Source organism: Mesotoga sp. UBA5557 (assembly GCF_002425715.1).
Lineage (GTDB): Bacteria > Thermotogota > Thermotogae > Petrotogales > Kosmotogaceae > Mesotoga.
The window spans coordinates 1-15,180 of sequence record NZ_DIMV01000013.1 but is presented as its reverse complement, the minus strand read 5'-3'; the positions used below and the strand labels follow the sequence as shown (position 1 = coordinate 15,180).

At 46.9% G+C, this 15,180-nt stretch carries 16 protein-coding genes; all 16 read left to right on the top strand.

The features are described 5' to 3' along the window. The first annotated feature begins 159 nt into the window (after window positions 1–159). The gene (gene rsxC, locus B3157_RS00955; protein ID WP_292588139.1) at window positions 160–1,479 is read left to right on the top strand and encodes an electron transport complex subunit RsxC; all 1,320 of its coding nucleotides are present in this window, start codon (window positions 160–162) and stop codon (window positions 1,477–1,479) included. Further along, a complete protein-coding gene (locus B3157_RS00950; RefSeq protein ID WP_214060078.1) occupies window positions 1,476–2,426 on the top strand; it encodes an RnfABCDGE type electron transport complex subunit D in 951 nt (316 codons plus the stop codon). The genes rsxC and B3157_RS00950 overlap by 4 nt, the downstream gene beginning before the upstream one ends. Beyond that, a complete protein-coding gene (locus B3157_RS00945) occupies window positions 2,419–3,141 on the top strand; it encodes an RnfABCDGE type electron transport complex subunit G (RefSeq protein ID WP_214060079.1) in 723 nt (240 codons plus the stop codon). The genes B3157_RS00950 and B3157_RS00945 overlap by 8 nt, the downstream gene beginning before the upstream one ends. After that, window positions 3,141–3,752, top strand: coding sequence for an electron transport complex subunit RsxE (gene rsxE, locus B3157_RS00940; protein WP_165775344.1), 612 nt, complete (start codon window positions 3,141–3,143; stop codon window positions 3,750–3,752). The genes B3157_RS00945 and rsxE overlap by 1 nt, the downstream gene beginning before the upstream one ends. A 13-nt stretch (window positions 3,753–3,765) precedes the next feature. Further along, complete coding sequence (gene rsxA / locus B3157_RS00935; RefSeq protein ID WP_099829341.1) at window positions 3,766–4,347, top strand: electron transport complex subunit RsxA; 582 nt, start codon at window positions 3,766–3,768, stop codon at window positions 4,345–4,347. 10 nt (window positions 4,348–4,357) lie between these two features. Next, a complete protein-coding gene (locus B3157_RS00930; protein WP_099829342.1) occupies window positions 4,358–5,050 on the top strand; it encodes an RnfABCDGE type electron transport complex subunit B in 693 nt (230 codons plus the stop codon). Beyond that, window positions 5,047–6,177, top strand: a complete 1,131-nt coding sequence (dxr, locus tag B3157_RS00925; protein ID WP_292588128.1) for a 1-deoxy-D-xylulose-5-phosphate reductoisomerase — start codon at window positions 5,047–5,049, stop codon at window positions 6,175–6,177. Before B3157_RS00930 ends, dxr begins: the two co-directional genes overlap by 4 nt. After that, the gene (locus B3157_RS00920; protein WP_214079411.1) at window positions 6,168–7,679 is read left to right on the top strand and encodes a site-2 protease family protein; all 1,512 of its coding nucleotides are present in this window, start codon (window positions 6,168–6,170) and stop codon (window positions 7,677–7,679) included. The genes dxr and B3157_RS00920 overlap by 10 nt, the downstream gene beginning before the upstream one ends. Continuing rightward, window positions 7,676–8,719 (top strand): flavodoxin-dependent (E)-4-hydroxy-3-methylbut-2-enyl-diphosphate synthase, encoded by a 1,044-nt coding sequence (gene ispG / locus B3157_RS00915; protein WP_214079412.1) that lies wholly within the window; start codon window positions 7,676–7,678, stop codon window positions 8,717–8,719. The genes B3157_RS00920 and ispG overlap by 4 nt, the downstream gene beginning before the upstream one ends. 23 nt (window positions 8,720–8,742) lie before the next feature. Then, window positions 8,743–9,072, top strand: coding sequence for a lactate/malate family dehydrogenase (locus tag B3157_RS00910; RefSeq protein ID WP_292588122.1), 330 nt, complete (start codon window positions 8,743–8,745; stop codon window positions 9,070–9,072). A gap of 71 nt (window positions 9,073–9,143) precedes the next feature. Next, complete coding sequence (locus B3157_RS00905; RefSeq protein ID WP_292588120.1) at window positions 9,144–9,635, top strand: hypothetical protein; 492 nt, start codon at window positions 9,144–9,146, stop codon at window positions 9,633–9,635. A 12-nt stretch (window positions 9,636–9,647) separates the two neighbouring features. Continuing rightward, a complete protein-coding gene (locus tag B3157_RS00900; protein WP_292588118.1) occupies window positions 9,648–10,721 on the top strand; it encodes a DUF4384 domain-containing protein in 1,074 nt (357 codons plus the stop codon). A 31-nt stretch (window positions 10,722–10,752) separates the two neighbouring features. Further along, complete coding sequence (locus B3157_RS00895) at window positions 10,753–11,631, top strand: DMT family transporter (RefSeq protein WP_292588116.1); 879 nt, start codon at window positions 10,753–10,755, stop codon at window positions 11,629–11,631. After that, window positions 11,628–12,290, top strand: coding sequence for a response regulator transcription factor (locus tag B3157_RS00890; RefSeq protein ID WP_214060710.1), 663 nt, complete (start codon window positions 11,628–11,630; stop codon window positions 12,288–12,290). Before B3157_RS00895 ends, B3157_RS00890 begins: the two co-directional genes overlap by 4 nt. Further along, complete coding sequence (locus B3157_RS00885) at window positions 12,280–13,557, top strand: HAMP domain-containing sensor histidine kinase (RefSeq protein ID WP_214060711.1); 1,278 nt, start codon at window positions 12,280–12,282, stop codon at window positions 13,555–13,557. The genes B3157_RS00890 and B3157_RS00885 overlap by 11 nt, the downstream gene beginning before the upstream one ends. Beyond that, window positions 13,554–15,068, top strand: a complete 1,515-nt coding sequence (locus B3157_RS00880; RefSeq protein WP_292588113.1) for a 1-acyl-sn-glycerol-3-phosphate acyltransferase — start codon at window positions 13,554–13,556, stop codon at window positions 15,066–15,068. The genes B3157_RS00885 and B3157_RS00880 overlap by 4 nt, the downstream gene beginning before the upstream one ends. Window positions 15,069–15,180: the final 112 nt, after the last annotated feature.

Below are 15,180 nucleotides of genomic sequence, written 5' to 3'. Positions count from 1 at the left end.
AAGACGCAAACATTGTACTATAATAGGAGCGGAGCGATCCGCTCCTTTTGTTTGATAATATCAATCGCTTTTTCCATTTTGAGTCGCAGTCACTTTCATGATATTCGGGATCCCAGAAAGGCAAACATCTATTGATTAAGGTTGAGAGGTGATAACTAAATGAGGTTGCCTACCTTCAGAGGAGGGGTGCACCCGCCAGAGAAAAAAGAACTTTCCCAAGATTCTCAGCTAAGTGTTCTACCGCCTCCTGAAAGGGTTTATGTTTTTCTTGCTAATCACGCCGGAGTCCCAGCAAAGCCTGTTGTAAGTATTGGAGACAGAGTCAGAACCGGCCAGCTAATTGCCGAAGCTGGCGGCTTCATTTCTGCAAATCTCCATTCTCCTCTAACAGGCGAGGTTAAAGAGATTGCCAAGTATTATCATCCCACTCTTGCAAAACCTGACGATGCGATTGTCATAGATAGGACCGGAGAAGATGAGTGGGACCTTCTTCAGCCAGCAAAACCATTCGATCAATTTTTACCCGAAGAGATCGTGCAAAGGGTTAAGTCTGCAGGTATTGTTGGGCTCGGCGGTGCAATGTTTCCGACCAGCGTCAAACTGTCCCCTCCGAAGGATAAGAAAATCGATCTCCTTGTCATAAACGGCGCGGAGTGTGAACCTTACCTTACCATTGATTACAGGTTCATGCTCGAGCGTTCTGAGGGAGTAGTCAGGGGAATTCTCGCTTTGATGCGTGCACTAAACGTTGAAGAAGCTATCGTTGGAATTGAAGACAATAAGCCAAAGGCGATAGAGAAGATGAAAGAGGCGGTCCGGTCGACTTCGATACAGGTGAAGACTCTAAGAACAAAATACCCACAGGGAGCCGAAAAGCAGTTAATATTCGCGCTGACGAAAAGAAAGGTTCCTTCAGGCGGGCTTCCCCTAGATGTAGGGGTTGTAGTCGATAATATTGGAACTGCATTCTCTGTCTATGAGGCAGTCGAACTTGGCCGCCCTCTTGTCGAAAGAGGCGTGACGATTACGGGTGAAGGAATCAAGAAACCCGTAAACGTGGTCTCGAGAATCGGGATAATGGCGGATGAGTTGATCAGATATGCTGGAGGCGTGCAGGAATCAGTGGAAAGAGCCGTCTTCGGTGGTCCTATGATGGGAATGACGGTTCCTAAGACTGATGTACCTACGGTCAAAGGCACTTCCGGGATAACCCTGCTTCTCAGGAGCAAACCAACAGAAGAGTTTCCATGCATAAGATGCGGGAAATGCACTTTTGTTTGTCCAATGAACCTCCAACCCTTTCTCCTCAATCTCTACGGCACAAACAGATTGTACGACATTCAAGTGGAGAACGGCCTGCTAGATTGCATTGAGTGTGGTAGCTGTTCCTACGCCTGTCTTGCAAAGATCGATCTAGTCAAGAACTTCAAACTGCATAAGAAGGTCTACAGAAGTTTGAAGGGAGGTGCGAAGAAGTGAAGCTCTCAATGATGGCAGCACCTCATCTAAGATCAGAAGACAACGTTCGTAAGATAATGCTGGACGTTTTGATAGCGCTTTCTCCGGCTGCAGTTTGGGCAGTCGTTTCGTTCGGATTGAAGGCCCTCGCTCTTATCCTTGTGTGTACGTTAGGCGCAGAGGCTCTTGAATTCATCGTGATGAGATTCGTAAGACAGAAAAAGAGCTTCAGACCCGATCTTAGCGGCTCCGTCACGGGATTGTTGCTTGCACTGAACCTTTCAGTATCTGTCGAGTGGTGGCAGGCACTGATAGGTGTCTTTGTTGCAATAGTAATCGCGAAGGCAGTATTTGGGGGTCTCGGAAAGAACTTCTTCAATCCCGCACTGGTCGGAAGGGTCTTTCTTCTTATCTCGTTCCCCGTTCAGATGACAACATGGTTCAATCCGTTCGATATGCAAACAACTGCAACGCCAATGGCCATATTGAAACAGGGAGCACCAAGAGTCTTCTCTCTGCAAGAGATGTTTCTCGGTACAATCCCCGGCTCGATCGGGGAAGTCAGCGCTTTGCTGCTTCTATTGGGCTTTGGCTGGTTGTTGTTAAGAAAGAGAGTGGCACCGTTTATCCCCATTGCCTACGTCGGAACGGTTGCGATAATGGCCTCGATATTCTATGCGGTGAATCCGGGCTTTGGTTCGCCTCTTTATCACATCTTTGGCGGCGGTCTCATGCTTGGAGCTCTGTTTATGGCAACAGATATGGTGACTAGCCCGATGTCTATCAAAGGGCACATTATCTTCGGAATAGGTTGTGGAGCTGTGACTATGATCATCAGGTTATTCGGAGGTTATCCGGAAGGTGTCTCATTCGCAATTCTGGTGATGAATGCCTTCGTGCCTCTAATAGATATGGGGACCAAGCCCAAGATATTTGGAAAGCCAAAGAAGGTGAAGAGCAATGCGTGAATACTTGAAGACGGGCATTACTCTGATGGTAATTACTATTATTGCCGCACTGGTTCTTTCGGTAGTTTATACTGTCGTTAAGGAGCCCATCGCCAATGCGGAATTAGGCGCAAAACTAAAGGCTATCCGAGAAGTCCTTACAGATGCGGAGACTGGAGAGTTGCTTATAGCAGCAGAAAACATCCCTGAGACTGCCAGCGAACTGGCGGAGTTTGAATGGTTTCCCGCCGGATTCGACTCATCGGAAGGCATAATCTATACGGCAACAAGTTCACAGGGAAAGGTTGAAAGTCCTGCATACAAGTTTGTCAAGGAAGACGGCAGCGAAATATACGTAGCAATAGGAATCGCGGTCGGTTATGGCGGAGATGTTAAGACGATGGCTGCCTTCGTCAGTGGACCAAACGGAGTTAGCCTTAACGCAATAAAAGTTCTCGAGTACTCGCAAGAGACCCCAGGACTTGGAGCCAATATTGCTAACGATGTCGTCCAGCAGAGGTTCTTCCCTATAGCTACTAAGGGCCTTGACAAGGGCGTAAGGGTTGACAAAGACGCAGGAGTGACTCCCTCAGGAGATCAGATAGAGATTAGAAAGCAAGAAGACGGAATAGTCACAGTAAGTGACGTGATGACTGGAGCGACGATAACTCCAAGAGCCGTCGCATTCTCACTAAATGCTATATCCGAGTTCTTGGAAAAGGCAGGTGTTCGATAATGGCTGAATCTAAGTTCAAAGTCCTCACAAACGGAATCTTCAAGCAGAATCCGATTTTCATTCAGGTTCTGGGAATGTGTCCGACTCTAGCCACTACGACTAGCGCTGAGAATGGTCTTGGCATGGGGCTAGCAACGACTGCCGTTCTAGCAATGTCGAACATTACGATCTCTCTCGTAAGGAAGTTCATTCCGGACAAGATCAGAATCCCTTCGTACATTGTGATAATTGCTTCCTTTGTAACTATGATCGATATGCTGATGCATGGTTTCATCTATGATCTCTGGAAGACTCTGGGATTGTTCATCCCTCTGATTGTGGTGAACTGTATCATTCTCGGTAGAGCAGAGGCCTTTGCTTCAAAGAACGGTGTCTTCAGATCCTTCCTGGATGGGCTCGGAATGGGACTTGGTTTTACCGCCTCTCTGGTCTTACTGGGCTCAGTAAGAGAGTTTCTCGGTAATGGCTCAATCTTCAACTACCACCTTTCGGATGTGAAGATGTTTGCCATGATACTCCCTCCAGGTGCATTCATTGCTCTGGGAATGCTTGCCGCATTCTTCAACTACCTTGGAATAAGGCGTAGCAAACCTAAGAAGGCAGCAAAATGAGGAGGGTTGACTGATGGCTACCAGATTGGTTTTCATATTTCTTTCAGCAATTCTAATAAACAACTTCGTTCTATCTAGATTTCTAGGAATATGTCCGTTCCTCGGTGTTTCGAAGAAGACAGATACAGCTGTTGGAATGAGCATAGCCGTTACATTTGTAATGATCATGGCTTCAATAATCACATGGCTCTTGAACATCGCGCTTGACGCGCTCGGTATTCCTTTTCTTAGAACAATAGTGTTCATCCTGATTATTGCAACACTGGTGCAGTTTGTAGAAATCTTCCTGAAGAAGGCCAGTCCGTCACTTTATGATGCGCTGGGGATATTTCTTCCCCTAATAACTACTAATTGCGCAATTCTCGGTCTGGCGCTTCTGAATGTTCAGCAGAACTATACGCTGCTCGAGACAATAGTTAATGCCGCCGGCGCCGGACTTGGTTTCGCCCTCGCGCTAATTCTTTTCTCAACTATAAGAGAGAGAATGGAGCTCTCCGAAATTCCGGAGCCCTTCAAGGGCACTGCCATTGCATTGATCACAGCCGGTTTGCTCTCGATGGCCTTCATGGGTTTCCAGGGCCTCGTGAAACTGTGAGGCGGTGTGTATGACAGTAGTCTATTCAGTTCTGTTTATGGCCATACTTGGCATAGGAGCAGGTGTCTTTCTAGCTTTCGCCTCTGCGAAGTTTGCGGTCAAGAAAGATCCTAGAATCACACTCATCGAAGCCTCTTTGCCAGGCGTCAACTGTGGCGCTTGTGGTTTCCCCGGTTGCTCGGCTTTTGCAAAAGCTATCGCCGAAGGCAAAGCCCCGCTGGATGGATGTATTCCCGGCAAGCGATCCGGCGTACCTGAAAAACTGAAGCTAATCATGGACACGGATGTCGACAAGCTCACTGCTCTCTTTGAAGAGGCAGAGGAAGATGCGGAAAAGACACTGGAAAAACTGATCGCTGTCTCCGGAAAAGAAGTAAAAGCAGCGCCGCCAAAACCAAAAAGACCGACTCAGGAAGAAATCGATAGTTACAAGGGAAAACTGAAAGAGAATTCTAGAGCTGCTGTGGTCTTTGCGATTCTTCCAAACATAAACTGCGGAATCTGTGGATCACCCGGTTGTGCTGCCTTTGCCATAAAGGTCGCGAACAAGGAAGAGAACGCAGACAAATGCGTCCCGGGCAAAAGACAGAACGTGCCCGAAAAAGTCGAGAAGATTATGGCGCTTTCCCAATCAGAGATTCAAAAGATAATTGAAGATACTTCTGGAGAACCGGCCGAGATAAAAAAGAAGTTTGAGTCATGAAAAAAAGGTTGGCTGTTCTTGGTTCTACCGGATCTATAGGTTCACAGACACTCGAAATAGTAGATAAGATTGAAGAAATCGAAATTGTGGCCATTTCCTGTGGCCACAATTTCGTCTCTTTTTCTAAACAGCTTTCAGAATTTCATCCCAAGTTCGCCGCCACTCTTGAAAAAAAAGAGGATCTAGTCGATTCCTTTCCGGAAACAACCTTTTTCCAAGGCGAAGAGGGGATAGAAACGATGCTCGAAAAGTCCCGCCCGGATTATGTGATGCTTGCGGTCAACGGAGCGGCCGGACTGAGATTCAGCCTTAAGGCGGCTGAAGTTTGCAGCAGACTATGTCTTGCGAACAAAGAGTCTATCGTTTGTGGAGGTAATCTTCTTCCGGACAGATGTGCCGACAGAGGGGTAGAGCTTATCCCGGTCGACTCAGAGCACAGCGGCCTCTTTCAGCTTCTTGACGGTACTGTTCGCCCTGAGAGAATCTTGATAACCGCATCTGGCGGCGCCCTGAGGGATTGGCCGAAAGAAAGGATTCACCAAGCAAGCCCTGAAGATGTCATGAAACACCCTGTTTGGTCTATGGGAAACAGGATAACCGTTGATAGCGCTTCAATGGTTAACAAGGGACTCGAAGTAATTGAAGCAAAATATCTCTTTGGATTCGAATCGAGCGAAATTGATACTTATATTTGTAGAAACAGTTTTGTTCATGCCGGTGTTGTGTACAATGATGGCGTTATGAAACTTCATGTGGGGCGCCCGGACATGCGAATTCCGATTGCATATTCTCTGACTTATCCAGCGCACCACCATCTTTTCGGAGAAGAGAGGATAGCCGGCATATCAATTGCCCTGGAAGAACTGCAGCAAGAGAGATTTCCCGCTCTGACACTTGCGAGAGAGATTTGTGGAACTGTCAGCAAGCAAATCGCTTATAATGCTGCAGATGAGATAGCAGTCGATGCTTTTATGAAGGGTAGGATGCCTTTTGGGAGCATTTACAATATAATTGAAAGGACGGTTGCCCGAACAGATGATCTAAATCCGGTCGATTACAGTCAAATTATCGAGATTGACGTTCTGGCAAGAAGATTGGCTCAAGAAGAGGTGAATAGATGTTATTAGCAATAGTGTACTTTCTTCTCATTCTAACGGGGATAGTGGTTGTTCATGAACTCGGTCACTACCTGTTCTCGAGGGTTTTTGGAGTGAGAGTTCTAGAATTCGCCATAGGAATGGGTCCAAAGCTCTGGTCAAAAAAAGGAAAGAAGACTACATTCAGGATAAACGCATTTCCAATTGGCGGTTACGTGAGACCTGCCGGAGAAGACCTAGATGCTATAGACTCCTCCGTTCCGGATAACGAGCAGATACAGAACAAGCCGGCCTGGCAGAGATTCATTATCTATTTCGCCGGTCCGGCCTTTTCTTTGCTTCTGGGTTTTCTCATACTCTCTCTGGTAGCAGTAGTTTGGGGCTTTCAGGAAGTCAAGATCGACAAGGTCGAGCTTGGTTCTCCTGCAGCACTGTCCGGAATGCTTCCCGGAGATAGGATCGCCTCAGTAAATGGTAAGACTCTACTAGACAATACAAGACTTAGCGAAGCCGTTGTGAGGGGCGAGAAAATAGATTTAGTAGTTATTAGGGAAGGCAGAGAAGTCGAAATAACTCTAATCCCAGAAATGCTTCCTCAAGAGGCCTTCATTGTGATCGGTAATACTACGGGTGAACCTGGTGCAGCCCTTTCCACAATCAACGGCGCAGCATTTAACGGCGACTACGTTGGGTACGCCGGTGTGCTTTCGCCCGAAAGCACTGTAAAACTTGGTTTTTCTGATGGAACGACTCTCTCGGGCACGCTTCTGACTTATTCGCCAACAGAGGAACGTTACGCAATGGGGATCTACTATGCAAACTTCAAACCGATAGTTGCAACTGATTTCGGCCAGTTCAGGAAGGGAGATGTTCTTGTCTCGGTAAACGGGATGACGACCGAGACAAGTTATGATCTTACAACCATGAGTCAGCTCCTCTCCTTGAAACCAAACGAACTTCTAATTCAGTTCACAGGAAGAGAGACTACCTTCGCTAGATACGGCTTCCCTGAAGAATTTGTCGTTACCCTGGAACGGGATGGACAGGTAGTTGACTTAACGATGACCAAGAACGAAATGATTGCTCTCGTGAGTGAGGTCGGTGCCTTTTCTCAGGGAAGCGATTACTGGTATCCAGATAGCCCGGTTGAGGCCGCAGTTCTCGGGGTTCAGTGGGCAAACGATCTCCTAATAACCATGGTGAAGGTTGTTGGCAGCCTCTTCACTGGAGGAGCGAACATCAACGAATTCACCGGTCCTATTGGACTGGTAACAATAGTTGACCAGGCAGTGAGCCTTGGGACGAGGATAGTTCTTTTCCTCGCGGGCTTCATCTCGCTCAACCTCGGAGTGATAAACATGATTCCCTTCCCCGCGCTGGATGGTGGGAGGATGTTGCTTGCCTTGCTTGAGATAATTACCAGAAAGAGACTGGATCCGAAGATTGAGGGGTTAATCAATGTGATTGGCTTCATGATACTCATGGGGTTCATGATCTATATTACGTTCATCGATATCGGCAGATGGTTATGAGTAGAACCGTAAGAGTTGGGAATGTCTTGGTCGGTGGCGGAAATCCGGTTTCGGTTCAGTCAATGACAAATACCAAGACAATCGACATTCCTGCAACTCTCGAGCAGATCGATAGGCTTACAGATGCCGGGTGTGATCTTGTAAGAGTCTCCGTTCCGGATTTTGAGTCAGCACAGGCCATCAAAGAGATTTGCTCATCAAGCAAAATCCCTGTAATTGCAGATATTCATTTTGATTACAGACTCGCAGTTGAGTCCGTAAAGAACGGTGCAGCAAAGGTAAGGATAAATCCGGGAAATATCGGTCAGGAATGGAAGGTCCGGGAGACAGTGAAGGTTGCTAAAGAATTCGGTGTTCCAATAAGAGTTGGCGCAAACTCTGGCTCTCTCGACCGAAGTTTTGGTTCGTACGACAAACCCACCGCTCTTGCAGAGAGCGCTCTTGCGCAAGTAAGAATACTTGAGAGTGCAGGGTTCGAGGACATTGTGATTTCTCTTAAGTCTTCATCGGTATCAGAGACTGTGAGTGCAAATGAATACCTGTTCGAGAAGACCGATTATCCGCTTCACCTTGGAGTTACAGAGGCAGGTTTCGGGCTTGATTCAACCGTAAAGTCTTCTATTGGTATTGGCACACTCTTGCTGAAAGGCATTGGAGACACCATAAGAGTATCGATGTCGGGAGACCCCGTTCAGGAGATCGAAGTAGGCTTGAGCATTCTTCGTTCACTTGGGCTAAGAAAGGGAGTTGACGTGATTTCCTGTCCGACGTGCGCAAGAGCCGAAATAGATGTTGAGTCTCTTGCAAGGAAAGTGAAGAGTTGGGTAGGGAATATCGAGGATGACATTTCTGTAGCCGTTATGGGATGCGTTGTAAACGGAATTGGGGAAGGAAAAGATGCGGACATTGGGATCGCCGGCACTGCATCCGGCGGAGTCATTTTTCTCAAGGGAGAGATAGTCGAGAAGGTGGAGAAGCGGAACCTTGAATCACGATTCCGACATTGGTTTGATGAACTGCTGTCGGGAGGCGATAGATAAAAGTCTCGATAATCGGAGCCGGAATGGTAGGTTCGTTAATTGCGTATGCAACAATGATAAAGGGAATTGCAAGAGAGATAGCGCTTGTTGATGTAAATACAGAACTTGCAGTGGGTCAGGCTATGGACCTGAGTCATGGAAATGCGTATGTGAGACCGGTGAAGATATCCGGTGGAAGTTACGATGTGTCGGCAGATTCCGATGTTGTTGTTATTACCGCCGGAAGGCCACAGAAAGAAGGGGAGAGTCGTCTCCAGCTTTTAAAGAACAACGCAAAAATGGTTGAGAGAGCAGTCGATGAGTACTTTCATTCAGCAAAGAGCCGATTATTTTGGTCGTCTCGGATCCGGTAGACATACTCGCATGAGTTGCCTGGAATACATCTGGCTTTCACAGGAGCAAAGTCATCGGTTCCGGTACTACCTTGGACACGGCAAGACTAAGACAGAGCATAGCCGACCACTGTGGACTTGACCCGAGAAACGTTCACGCATATGTTATTGGTGAACACGGTGATAGTGAGATCGTTAACTGGACGAATGTCGACATCGCAGGTATTCCGATAAAGGAGTTCTGCGGGAACTGCGAAGACGTTTTGTTTGAAAAACTGTTTGAAGAGACACGAAGCGCTGCTTATCGTGTTATTGAAAAGGAGGGTTCAACATACTACGGAATAGGGCTTGCTGTATCAAAGGTGCTTTCCACTATTCCGAACGATCAACACTCAGTCCTTACAGTCTCATCTGTACACAGGGAATTTGAAGGTATGCAGGATGTGCCTTTCAGCGTTCCCAGTATTCTAGGGAGAAGTGGAGTAGAAAGAATACTGCATGTTGGACTTTCAGAAGAGGAAATTCGGGAACTTTCGAAATCAACAGGCGTTATCACCGATGCAATAGAAAGCCTAAAGGGATAAGGAGGGATTAGCGTGAAGAAAGTACTGCTTATTGCGATTATTGCTCTCAGTGTTTCTCTTATTGCCACGTCAGTCGCTTATGACCCTCAGGGACTTATGTTCCTGAACAGGTCAGGAGCTAGCATCAATGTAAACGTAAGCTTGAACAAGGGTACCGGATCAACTTACTACGGTGGCGAGTCGCTCGGATTGTCTTTCTCCGTTGACAGAAGCGCCTATGTGGCTGTTCTGGATATCGATCAGTCGGGGCAGGTCCAGGTTCTCTTTCCAAATGTCTATGATCAGGACAACTACGTCCAGGGTGGAAGGACCTACACTCTACCGACGGATAAGGCGACCACAAAATACAATCTGCAGGTCGAATCAAACAGAGGAAGAGAGACGATAGTAGTCGTTGCATCGACTTCTCCCCTGAATTTCTTAGGGAATGTGTTTTCTCTGTTCGATAGATATCCATTCCCATATTTGGGTCAGAACGTGAACAATTTGTCGATTGCGATTGACCCTGTCTTCAACACAAGCTGGGGGATAGGTTATACTTACTTCTATAACAGCTATGTGCCTTTCACGGTTAGGACTACAATCAGTGCAGACAGAAAGGATGCAAATGTCTATGTCGATGGAATATTCATGGGAAAATCACCGGTCACGACAACTTTGGAGGCCGGTATGCACTCGGTATACATCTACACAGACAGGAACCTCGTATACGGACCGGCAACAATAAACGTGCAACCTGGTTCAAGCAACTTTCAGTTCTCGCTCTTGCCAAATTACATTTACGGTTATCTGGAAGTTACATCGATCCCCGATGGTCAGGTTTATGTGGATGGACAGTATGCCGGTGACACACCTTACAGAGATTTTGAGAAGGTTGGAAGCCATACGGTAACAGTCTCCAAGTGGGGTTACCACGATTCCAAACAGAATGTCTACATCAACAGAGACATGACGACTTCGGTCGATTTCAGATTAACTGAGAAGACAGAGCAAGAGAAGAAAACGGACAACATCATACTCTTCTCGATAATCGGAGTGCTGATCGCGGGAATTGTAATCGCAATAGTACTTAGCGCAGGCGACTAAGAGTGTCCCGAAAGGGATAATTCTTTCTTTGATGAAGCAGAAGTCAAAGGCATACGTCAACTTACTACTCGTTGTTGCATTCTGGGGACTGACCTTTCCAGTTCAGAAGAACATACTGGAAGGGCTTTCCCCTGTTTTCTATAATGCTCTTCGCTTTTCATTTGCTCTCTTGCTACTCATCCCCATAAGGAAGAAGCTGGGAATAAGGCTTTCGAGAAGAAGCTTCACTCAGGGACTGATTCTCGGGCTCTTTCTTTCGGGCGGTTATGTGTTTCAAACCTGGGGACTTGTTCACACCACAGCATCGAAAAGCGCCTTTATTACCGCTCTCTACGTCGGGCTTGTAGCGATAATCGGCCCGGTTGTGGAAAAGCGTATTCCCAACAGGTATCAGATTCTTGCGCTCGCTGTGTCTCTCGTTGGACTCTACTTTTTGACGACGCCGGAAGCCGGTTTCAACTTTGGCGACTTGCTCACAACCCTTTGTGCAATCTCCTTTGCTCTGCATGTAGTATTCATCTCGTATTTCACAGAAAGAGAAGACTCAGGAGAGATGGAGCTGCTGGTCCCTCAGTTTGTGGTAGTCATTATCGTTAATCTGATCCTCATTCCTTTTGTCGATGGCGGGGTACGGGTAAGCGGATCGATAGTCACTGTCGCTCTCTTCTCGGCGGTATTCGCTACTATCTTCGCCGTGGCAGTACAGCTGAGATTCCAGAGATTTCTCGGATCAGTCGGCGCATCACTTATCTATGTTGGCGAACCGGCATTTGCTTTGTTCTTCGCGATGATAATACTGAGAGAGATTCCGGGTAAAATGGAGGTAATAGGGTTGCTGCTTATGACGGCAGGTATGATATTCGGTGGGACTTCGTTGTACATGTTGAGAGATAGAGGAGTGAAGAAGTGAAGGGAAGGATTTTAGCTGTAGAAGACGATGTACATATTGCGAAACTGCTCCGCATGGAGTTAAGCCACGAGGGGTATGAAATAGAAGTCTTGGGTGATGGGAAGGAAGCACTGAAGTATCTTGAGAAGGAACTTCCTGATCTTCTGATTCTCGACGTCATGCTTCCGGGAATCGACGGCTTCTCGGTACTCGAAGAGATCAGGGAGTATGTTTCGACCGATCTACCCGTAATAATGCTTACTGCAAGAGGCGAAGTGAAGGACCGTGTACGCGGCCTGAAGAGCGGCGCAGACGACTACTTGCCTAAACCGTTTGCTATTGAGGAGCTTCTAGCTAGAATCGAAGCTATTCTCCGGAGAAAGGGAAAAGGGGAAAGAATAAGCTACCATGAGATAACCCTTGACCTTCAGTCGCGAGAAGCCACCCTAGGAGGGGAAGAACTTCAGTTGAGCAAAACTGAGTTCGATCTTCTGGCTGTCTTGCTGTCAAATGCCGGAATTGTCATGTCGAAAGATAGATTGCTTGAAAAGGTCTGGGGAAGCGAGGACTGGGGTAATCCAAACGTTGTTGAAGTTTATATCAATTACCTTCGCAAGAAATTGGGAAAGAGCGGCGAAATAATCAAGACGGTAAGGGGATCTGGCTACGTTGTCAGATAAGCAGAAGCTTTCGACTGCGACGCAGGTAGCCATCTACTCGGTAGTACTTGTTGTCTTCATACTATGTGTCTCCGCCCTGTTCGTGTACGGAGTTTCGGAAAATGTTTTCATACGCAATTACTCTGCAGAGATGCGGAGGATCTTCATGGATTCTCCTATGGGTAAGGGTTACAGATTTGGGATGGGCAGAATGTCAATCGGCAGAGGAACTACTGAATTCTATGTAAGAGTCGACAACACTGTGGTCCAGAATCCTACAGAGCTAGCTTCTGTGCCGGATGTAGATGGATACGTCCGTACAAGATTGGAGGGAAGCTCTTATCTTCTTTACGGTTTTTGGAACGGCGATGAGAAGGTTATCCTGGGCGCGAGAATGGATGACCTGGATTTCTTCCTCGAGAGTCTGTCGACTACTCTTCTTCTATCGCTGTTCGTTGGAATAGTACTTTCGGTAATTGGCGGATTCCTTCTTGGAAGTAGAGTTTCCAAACCGCTTAAGGAAACCTCGCGCCTGCTGAAAGAGATAACTCTGGACGACCTTTCACGGAGGCTCGAGAGTGATCCAAAAACCTCCGAACTCGCCGAAATGAAAGGGGATCTCAACAGAGCCTTAGACAGAATTCAGGACGGATACAGCAGGCAGGAACAGTTTTCCTCAGACATAGCACATGAAATTCGTTCTCCTCTCACCGCTATCCTCGGCTTCTCGAGACTGATTCAGCGCTGGGGATCTCAAGATCCCGAAGTTGTAAAAGAAGCTGCTGACAGTATTTACGATACTGCCGCCAAAATGATGACTATCACCGAGTCCTTGCTATTCCTCTCGCGACCCAGCATGGAAATCCAGGTAACTAGTTTCAATCTACGGGAGCTTATACATGAACTCATACTGGGAACTCCTTCATTCCAATCGGTCGAATTCAAGGTTGATGTTCCGAACATTGAAGTCGAAACGGACAAAGTCCTCCTTAAGATTGTTCTTAAAGTGCTCGTGGAGAATGCAGTGAAGTTCGGCGGCGATCACCCAATAGAGATCACATTCTCAGATGGTGCACTTAATGTTAGAGACTATGGAAAAGGGATAAATGAAGACGAATTAGACAAGGTGTTTGACAGGTTCTACAGAAGCGACACTTCAAGAGGTGGGGAAGGTCACGGGCTAGGTCTTTCGATTGCCGGCAAGATATGCAAAGTTCTAAGGCTCTCAATCAATGCAGAGAACTGTAAAGATGGAGGGGCAGTGTTCAGAGTGGAGGGGTTGAGATGAAGCTCATTATGTCAGCTATAGAACTCGCGATAATGTGGATCGTAATCCCCATTCTTCTTTTCGGCGGAGCGCCTTTTTCTTCACCAGTAGCGATTACCGTTATCGCATCAGTAATTATCGCAGGATCACTTCTTTTGTCCGTGTACTCTGCGCTGGTCGTCTTTTACTGGTCTGGAAGACTTCCAACCACTTCTTTTGGACCGGAAACTACAGTTCAGAGTGGTCCTTATAGATTTGTTCGCCATCCGTTTAACGCAGGTTTCATTCTCTTCCTTTTCGGCATGGGATTCCTCTGTGGCGATTACTGGAGAGTGCTATATGTCTCCGTAATCGGTGCATTGGCCGTTATTTACTCGTTGCTTCAAGAATACCTTACATCTAAGAGAGTAACTGGCTACAGTGAGTACAAAGAAAAACTTCCATTCATGATTCCCAAAGCTGGAAAGCAAATTCCCTTTGACAAATCAACATCTATCCCCTGGCAGTTCATTGTGGCTTCCTTCGTTGTGAAGCTGGTAATTCTTTTCATCTTGCCTTCTAAAGTGAAGAACACAAAAGTCTTGCGAGATAGAAGGCCATTTGTAATCGCATTGGCGCACCAAACGCATTTTGACGGCCCATTGATTTTCTACTCCACGTGGCGTTACATTAGATTCGTCGCCACTGCAATCTATGTCGACAGATTGGGCTTGCTGGGTTGGCTGGCAGTAATTCCGGTAAGGCGATACGCCGTCGATACGTCTGCAATTCGACAGATGCTTTCCACCATAAGACAGGGAGTCCCTCTCGGAATTGCACCGGAGGCGGCAAGATCGTGGGATGGGAGGCCTCTTCATACAAAAAAGGAGATATGGAAACTCTTCAGGATGTTGAAAATACCCATAATCCCTGTGAAGTTCTTCGGAGTTCAGCGGCTTTGGCCAAGATGGTCGAAAACATTCTCTATTGGTACTTCGACTGTTGAATTTGGAAACCCCATTGAAGCAGATGATCCTCAACTTGAAGAGAAGGTCATGAACTTCTTGGGCAAAGAAGATCCCACCTTCAAACTGCCATACAGAAACTACAAGCACATAGAGAAGTTAATCTGGCGCTGCCCTAGTTGTGGAGCAATCGCATCAATTAAGAGCTTCAGATCGGGGTTCTCCTGTTCCTCTTGTGGAAAGAGCTGGACGAAACCAACTGTGAATGAAGTCATTCAGCTGCACGACAAGATAATGCCGGGAAACATGGGTCTTTCCTTCCCGATTGAAGATGAAGTAGTCTTTAACGGAAAGAGTGTGAAGGCAAAGATGTACGAAGACCATGCCATAATTGGCGACTACAGGCTTGACTACAACGTGATAAAAAACTCCAGTATAGAAAAAAGCATAGAGCCCGTCTTCGGAATCGGAAGCGAAATGGTAAGCTTCGTTTCAACAACCAGTGCTCTCAAGTGGCAAGAAATCGTTGACTTCCAGATTAAATTCAGGCTCAAGACGGAGAACTACCACACCGATCTTTGGGGATAGCTCCCACGCGGCGTAGTGCTGCTTGAACGTGGCAGCAGGCAGGGGGTTGGAAAGAACAAAGAATCAGTTCCGAGTTCCAAGTTGTGAGTTGTAGTGTGCCAAGAAGGCGAAG

What these genes read in the sequence shown, in the direction of transcription:
- rsxC (WP_292588139.1), top strand. Translation starts at nt 160, where the DNA reads ATGAGGTTGCCTACCTTCAGAGGAGGGGTGCACCCGCCAGAGAAAAAA.
- B3157_RS00945 (WP_214060079.1), top strand. Translation starts at nt 2,419, where the DNA reads ATGCGTGAATACTTGAAGACGGGCATTACTCTGATGGTAATTACTATT.
- rsxE (WP_165775344.1), top strand. Translation starts at nt 3,141, where the DNA reads ATGGCTGAATCTAAGTTCAAAGTCCTCACAAACGGAATCTTCAAGCAG.
- rsxA (WP_099829341.1), top strand. Translation starts at nt 3,766, where the DNA reads ATGGCTACCAGATTGGTTTTCATATTTCTTTCAGCAATTCTAATAAAC.
- B3157_RS00930 (WP_099829342.1), top strand. Translation starts at nt 4,358, where the DNA reads ATGACAGTAGTCTATTCAGTTCTGTTTATGGCCATACTTGGCATAGGA.
- dxr (WP_292588128.1), top strand. Translation starts at nt 5,047, where the DNA reads ATGAAAAAAAGGTTGGCTGTTCTTGGTTCTACCGGATCTATAGGTTCA.
- B3157_RS00920 (WP_214079411.1), top strand. Translation starts at nt 6,168, where the DNA reads ATGTTATTAGCAATAGTGTACTTTCTTCTCATTCTAACGGGGATAGTG.
- ispG (WP_214079412.1), top strand. Translation starts at nt 7,676, where the DNA reads ATGAGTAGAACCGTAAGAGTTGGGAATGTCTTGGTCGGTGGCGGAAAT.
- B3157_RS00910 (WP_292588122.1), top strand. Translation starts at nt 8,743, where the DNA reads ATGGTAGGTTCGTTAATTGCGTATGCAACAATGATAAAGGGAATTGCA.
- B3157_RS00895 (WP_292588116.1), top strand. Translation starts at nt 10,753, where the DNA reads ATGAAGCAGAAGTCAAAGGCATACGTCAACTTACTACTCGTTGTTGCA.
- B3157_RS00880 (WP_292588113.1), top strand. Translation starts at nt 13,554, where the DNA reads ATGAAGCTCATTATGTCAGCTATAGAACTCGCGATAATGTGGATCGTA.